We start from the raw sequence: 6,351 nt of genomic DNA, 5'->3' as shown, positions 1-6,351 counted from the left end.
CCCCCCCCCCCCCGCGGCCATGTGTGCGGGTGGTGCCCCGAACTGGCGTGTACGCGGCGCATATCGACCGTTTCCCAGCGGTGGAAAGCACCTTGGTGGCAGTCTGCTCAGCAGCAGATACGCAAAGTGGCAGATGTGAGTCACGCAGCCGGAGGTGCACGTCCCGTGGCGTCCAATGTCAATCCCACCGTCAGGCGGCGCCGGCTGGGCCAGGAGCTGCGTCGGCTCCGCGAGCTCAAGGGCATGACGGCCGAGGAGGTGGCGGAGCGACTGCTGGTCTCGCAGTCGAAGATCAGCCGCCTGGAGAACGGCCGGCGCAGCATCAGCCAGCGGGACGTCCGCGACCTGTGCGGGGTCTACGAGGTCGAGGACCAGCGGATCGTCGACTCGCTGATGCAGATGGCGAAGGACTCGCGCCAGCAGGGCTGGTGGCACGCCTTCGGTGACATCCCGTACAGCGTCTACATCGGCCTGGAGACCGACGCGGAGTCGCTGCGGACCTACGAACCGCAGATCATCACCGGCCTGCTGCAGACCCGGCCGTACGCCGAGGCGCTCATCCAGGGCGCGCTGCCCGAGACGTCCGTCGCCGACATCGAGAAACGGGTCCAGGTCCGCATACGACGGCAGGAGCGCATCTCCGCCGAGAACAACCCGCTGCGGCTGTGGGTGGTCCTCGACGAGGCCTGCCTGCGCCGGGTGGTGGGCAGCCGGCAGGTGATGCGCGAGCAGCTGGAGCACGTCGCCGAGATGTCGCAGCTCCCGCACATCACCGTGCAGGTGCTGCCGTACGACGTCGGGGCGCACCCCGGCATCAACGGCCAGTACTCCATCCTGGAGTTCGCCGACGCCGCCGACTCCAGCGTCGTGTACATCGAGGGCGTGACCAGCGACCTCTACCTGGAGAAGGCGCAGGACGTGCAGAAGTACACGGTGATGTACGAGCACCTGCGGGCGCAGGCACTGAACGTGGAGCAGTCGCGGCAGCGCGTCGAGGACGTGGCGAAGGAGTACGCGCGCTGAGCGTCGCGAGGCTCCGACCGATGAGGGCGGGATGTTACACCCCGGGCCCGCCCCACTGGAAGACTCACCTGGAATATGCCATCCGGTCGAGTGAACGACGCCTCCGGGCGGGCGGGTCAGCGAGTAGCGTCGATCACGCCAAAGATCAAGCGTCATTGGTGTAAACCGCGGCGCGGTCAAGTGGGTTCGCGGCGCGGCGACAGAACTCGGCAACTCGCCATCGGAGCAGACATGGCAATTCTTCAGGGCACCCAGGAATCGTGGACCAAGTCCTCCCACTCCGGAGGAAACGGCGCGTGCGTCGAGGTCAAGTCGCCGGTCACGGCGGCCCTCGCCGTCCGCGACTCGAAGGTCGTCGAGGGTCCGGTCCTGGCGTTCCCCGCCGACGCGTGGAACGCCTTCGTGACCTCGGTCAAGGAGTAACGGCTCCACGCGCCGCCCGTCGGCGGCGCCGACGGAGCCCTCTCGACCAGTCCGCCGACCTTGCCGAGAGGGCTCTGTTCAGTTCCGGACCCCGCGTCGGCTCACGGCACGGTTCCGCCACCGTCAGCCCGCAGCCGGCGTTCCACTCCTGCCGCGGGGGCAAGGCCAACCGGCCCGCCCGGTCAGCCCGGTCAGCCCGGTCAGCCCGGTCAGCCCGGTCAGTCCGGTCAGTCCGGTCCGCCCGGTCCGCCCGGTCCGCCCGGTCCGCCCGGTCAGTCCGCGAGGTGGGACTCCACCGCCGCCACGACCTCGGCCGCCTCCGGCTCGGTCTGCGGCGAGAAACGGGCGACGACCTCGCCGTCCCGCCCGATCAGGAACTTCTCGAAGTTCCAGCGGACGTCACCACGGTGCCCCTCGGCATCGGCGAAGCCGGTCAGCCGGTCGTACAGCGGATGCCGGCCCTCGCCGTTGACCTCGACCTTCTCGGTCATCGGGAAGGTGACGCCGTACGTCGCCGAACAGAACTCGGCGATCTCGTCGGCGTTGCCCGGCTCCTGTCCCATGAACTGGTTGCACGGGACGCCGAGGACGGTGAGGCCCTGCTCCGCGTACCGCTCGTGCAGCCGCTCCAGGCCGGAGTACTGCGGGGTGAGCCCGCACTTGGAGGCCACGTTGACCACCAGTACGACCCGGCCCGCGTACTGGGAGAGGTCGGCGGACCCGCCCTGCAGGGATCCGATCTCGACGTCGAGGGGGAGGCTGTCGTTGTTGCGCGCGTTCTGCGAGGTCGTCATGGACGGATGCTAGCCCCGCGACGCACCCCGCCCGCCGGCGCCCGCCGCGACGGCGGCTTCCCCGCCCGCTGCCACCCGCGTCGCCGGGAGCTTCCGTGGCCGCCGGCGCCCGCCCCGACGAGCACTCACGGGTGCCGCCACCGGTCTCGACCAGTATCTCGGCGGTGCCGCCACCGGTTTCGACCAGCGCCTCACCGGTGACCGCCGCCCGCCTCGACGAGCACGTCCCCGGCCGCCGACCGTGCGTACAGCACCGACCGGCCCGCCCGCCGCCGCTCCACCAGCCCCGCGTCCAGCAGCACCCGCAGATGCCGCCCCACCGAACCGAGGCCCTGCCCGGTCACACCGACGAGCTGGCTGGTGCTCATGGGCGAGCCGAGCAGCACCAGTACGCCCGCACGGGCCGGTCCGAGCAACGCCCCCAGGGCCGTCGGCACGGTCCGTGCGCCGTCGTCGGCGAGGACACCGGCGCACGGGTAGACCACCGCGTACCGCTCGGGCTCCTCCCAGGACACCCAGCCGTGCCGCTGCGCGGTGATCGGCACGAGGACCAGTTCGGCACCGGAGAGTTCGCGCGGCGGGTTGGCGTGCGCGTTGATCTGGAGGCGGCTGTCCCCGAGCCAGCGCGTGCCGGGCCGCAGGGTGTCCAGCACGGTCGCCCAGCCGCCCCGGCTCACCTGCGCCGTCCGTGCGGCGACATCCGCCTCCAGGACACGACGGCGCCGGCTCCAGTCCGGCCGTACGGCCTCGGACCAGACGTACTCCAGCAGCGCGGCGGCCCGCTCGGGCAGGTCGTCACGGTCCAGGGCGGCGGGGAGCGGTCCGGTGAGGGAGCGACGGAGATGGGCCCGCGCCTCCTCGGGGCGGAACGCGCGGATCCGCGCGACACCCTCCTCGAAGGACTCGCCCTCGCGCGGGGCGGGCGTGAGGAAGTCGGCGATCCACTCCCGTCCGAGCCCGGAGCGGACGAGCAGCGCGGTCACCGGGTCGTTCGTCAGCCGGTGCCGGAATCCGGGCAGGTGGGTGTCGAGCCAGGCCTGCTCACCCGGGTGCGCGGCCCTCCCGGCGTACAGCAGTTTCAGGCAGGCGAAGGCCTCGGAGAGCGGCGAGAGCACGAACCGGCTGCGAGCGAGCGTGTCGGCGCTGATCTGCCACCAGCCCATGCGCCCCCGCCCTGTCACCGTCGCCGTAGCCGTCCTGTCGGGGACCCCGCCCCGGCCCCTGGCCGTCCCGCCCCCGAGCCGTAGCCGCCCCCTGGCCGCCGCCGACCCCGCCCCGCCGCCGTCCCCGCCGCCGCCGTCCCCGCCCCCGCCCGGTCTCCCGCCCGCCCCGTCCTCGGCCGCTGTTTCGCCGGCACGCGAAACATTAACGGCCGTGCGCCGGACCGCCTCAGACTCCCCGCATGCCAGAGACCCGCCGCAGGAGCTACGCGGACCTGTTCCGCACCCCGGAGTTCACCCCTCTCTTCCTCTCCTCCTCCGCCAACATCGCCGCCCAGACGGTGAGCGGCCTGGCGCTCGCCACGCTGGTGTTCCGGGCGACGGACTCGCCGCTGCTGTCCGCCGTGAGCATGTTCGGCCCGTCGCTGGCCCAGGTGCTGGGCGCCACGCTCTTCCTCTCCGGCGCGGACCGTCTGGCGCCGCGCGCGACGCTGGCCGGCCTCTCACTCGCCTTCGCCGCCGCCACCGCCGTCCTCGCGCTGCCCGGCCTGCCCCTGTGGGCGGTGTTCGCCATCGTCCTCGCCGAGGGCCTGATTGCCTCGCTCGGCGGCGGGGTGCGCTGGGGCCTGCTGACCGAGATCCTCTCCAAGGACGGCTACCTGACGGGGCGTTCGCTCTTCAACATGATGAGCGGCATCATGCAGATCGCCGGCTACGCGGCCGGCGGCGTCCTGGTGACCCTGCTGTCCCCGCGCCCGTGCCTGCTGCTCGCGGCCGGCCTGTACGGCGCGGCCGCCGGCCTCGCCCTCCTGCTGACCCGCCGTCCGCCGCGCGCCGCCGGCCGCCCCTCCGTGGCCGCCACCTGGCGGGCCAACGCCCTGTTGTGGTCCTCCGCACCCCGCCGCCACGTCTACCTGGCGCTGTGGATCCCCAACGGCCTCGTCGTCGGCTGCGAGTCCCTGTACGTCTCCTACGACCCCCGCGCCGCGGGCACGCTGTTCGCCTGCGCCGCGCTGGGCATGCTGGCCGGGGACGTGGTCGTCGGCCGCCTGCTGCCGGCCCGGCTGCGCCCGTACCTCGGCATCCCGCTGCTGGTGCTGCTGGCCGCCCCGTACCTCGTCCTCTTCCTGCGCCCGCCGCTGCCGCTGACGGCCGTACTGGTCGCCCTGGCCTCCGTCGGCTTCGGCGCGACCCTGGTGCAGCAGGAGCGCCTGGTCGCCCTCACCCCGGACGAGCTGACCGGGCACGCCCTCGGCCTGCACTCCGCCGGGATGCTCACCCTGCAGGGCGTCGCCGCGACCCTCGCGGGCACCGTGGCCCAGTTCAGCTCCCCGGCGACGGCGATGACCGCGATGGCCCTCGTCTCCCTCGCGGTGACGCTCACCCTGACGGTGGCGAGCCGGCGGCACGCGGGGGCGGACGGCGGGCTGCTGCCGAGACGGACGCCGGCGACGGCGTGACGGGCGGGAACGGCGTGAACCGGACGGCGACGGTGTGAACCGGACGCGGTGACGGCGTGAACCGGGCCCACCGGCGTGCCCCCGTCCGGCCTCCCCGGCCTCGAACGCGTCGAGGTCCGCTCGGCGGCCCCCGCGCGATCAGACCCTTGCATAGGCTAAGAGACTGGGGGAGGACGCCTGAGAACGGGACGGGGCGACTCCTGAGCGCTGCGACACCGGAGTAGTCATGACCGTGGAGAAGCCGCCGTCCAGTACCACGCTACTGGCCTGGACGCCCGTGGCGGCCATGGCCGTGGTCGCCGTCGTCGACCTCACGGCCGGGCCGGACGTGGGGCTGCTGCCGCTGGTGTCGCTGGGGCCGGCCTTCGCCGGGCTGGTCGGCGGCTGGCGGCGCACGGCGGTGATCGGGCTGGCCGCGCTGCTGCTGTGCTGGGGACTCGGCCTGTACAACGGGCTCTTCGACCAGCCCCGCGGCTACACCGCCCTGGTGTCGGTGGCCGGCGTCACCGGCGTCGGCATCGCGGCGGCCGTGATGCGCACGCGCCGGGAGGCGGAACTGGCCAGCGTGCGGTCGATCGCGGAGGTGGCCCAGCGGGTTCTGCTGCGCCCGGTGCCGCTGACCGCGGGCCCGCTGCACGCGGCCGTCTCGTACACCTCGGCGCTCGCCGAGGCCCGGATCGGCGGCGACCTGTACGAGGTGGTGGCCTCGCCGCACGGCGTCCGGGTGATCGTGGGCGACGTCCAGGGCAAGGGCCTGGGGGCGGTGGAGACGGCGGCACGGGTCCTCGGTGCCTTCCGGGAGGCGGCGTACGACGAGCAGGACCTGGTCCAGCTCGGCGGGCGGCTCGAACGCAGCGTCGCCCGGGAGCTGGAGGACGAGAAGTTCGTGACCGCGATCCTCGCCGAGATCGGCCACGACCACCAGGTGCTCCTCCTCAACTACGGCCACCCGGCCCCGATGGTCGTCCACCACGACGGCACCGCCGACTTCCCCGAGCCGCCCGCCTACGCCCTCCCGCTGGGCCTGTCCGCCCCCGGCGACCTCGGCCCGGAGCCCTTCCCGGTGCCCTTCACCCCCGGTGACCAGCTGCTCCTCTACACCGACGGCGTCACCGAGACCCGGGACGAGGAGGGCGGCTTCTACCCGCTCGCCGAGCGCGCCCACCTCCTCGGGGACCCCGACGTCCACCGCGCCCTGGAGGCCCTGCGCGAGGACCTGGTCCGGCACGCGGCCGGACCCCACCACGACGACGCGGCGATGCTGCTGCTGCGCTACCAGGGCCGGGACGGCGGCGGCCCGCCCGCGCCCGGCCCGGCCGCTGCCGCCCCGGCCGGGTGAGCGGGCGGACGCGTCTCAGGCGTGGCGGGCGCCCGCGGACGCCACGCCGAGCCCGGTGAGCGTCCTGACCTGCCGGTCGAACCCGGCGCCGGCGTCGAAGCCGGGGGAGCCGGGGGAGCCGGGGGAGGCGAGGGGCCCGGTGGAGGCGGAGG

Annotated in this window: 6 protein-coding genes; 4 read left to right on the top strand and 2 right to left on the bottom strand. The window is 73.7% G+C overall.

Annotated elements, in window-relative coordinates:
- Window positions 1-165: 165 nt before the first annotated feature.
- Window positions 166-1,023, top strand: coding sequence for a helix-turn-helix domain-containing protein (locus ACVV2G_RS21185; RefSeq protein ID WP_453844317.1), 858 nt, complete (start codon window positions 166-168; stop codon window positions 1,021-1,023).
- Window positions 1,024-1,254: 231 nt separating this feature from the next.
- Window positions 1,255-1,446 (top strand): DUF397 domain-containing protein, encoded by a 192-nt coding sequence (locus tag ACVV2G_RS21180; RefSeq protein ID WP_453844316.1) that lies wholly within the window; start codon window positions 1,255-1,257, stop codon window positions 1,444-1,446.
- Between the two features lie 272 nt (window positions 1,447-1,718).
- On the opposite strand, the gene ACVV2G_RS21175 is transcribed toward ACVV2G_RS21180, so the two are convergent.
- Window positions 1,719-2,240 carry a glutathione peroxidase gene (locus ACVV2G_RS21175; RefSeq protein WP_453844315.1) on the bottom strand — a complete coding sequence of 174 codons (522 nt, stop codon included), beginning with the start codon at window positions 2,238-2,240 and terminating at the stop codon, window positions 1,719-1,721.
- Between the two features lie 191 nt (window positions 2,241-2,431).
- A complete protein-coding gene (locus tag ACVV2G_RS21170) occupies window positions 2,432-3,403 on the bottom strand; it encodes an ArsR/SmtB family transcription factor (protein WP_453844314.1) in 972 nt (323 codons plus the stop codon).
- 239 nt (window positions 3,404-3,642) lie between these two features.
- On the opposite strand from ACVV2G_RS21170, the gene ACVV2G_RS21165 reads away from it, so the two are divergent.
- Both ACVV2G_RS21165 and ACVV2G_RS21160 read left to right on the top strand, forming a co-directional pair.
- Window positions 3,643-4,860: an MFS transporter gene (locus tag ACVV2G_RS21165; protein ID WP_453844313.1), complete on the top strand. Its 1,218-nt coding sequence runs from the start codon at window positions 3,643-3,645 to the stop codon at window positions 4,858-4,860.
- A gap of 226 nt (window positions 4,861-5,086) precedes the next feature.
- On the top strand, window positions 5,087-6,199 hold the full coding sequence (locus tag ACVV2G_RS21160; RefSeq protein ID WP_453844312.1) for a PP2C family protein-serine/threonine phosphatase: 1,113 nt from the start codon (window positions 5,087-5,089) through the stop codon (window positions 6,197-6,199).
- Window positions 6,200-6,351 lie beyond the last annotated feature (152 nt).

This window comes from Streptomyces sp. JK94 (assembly GCF_053613315.1).
Note: the sequence above shows the minus strand (reverse complement) of the source record. Positions and strands in the feature narration are given on the sequence as shown.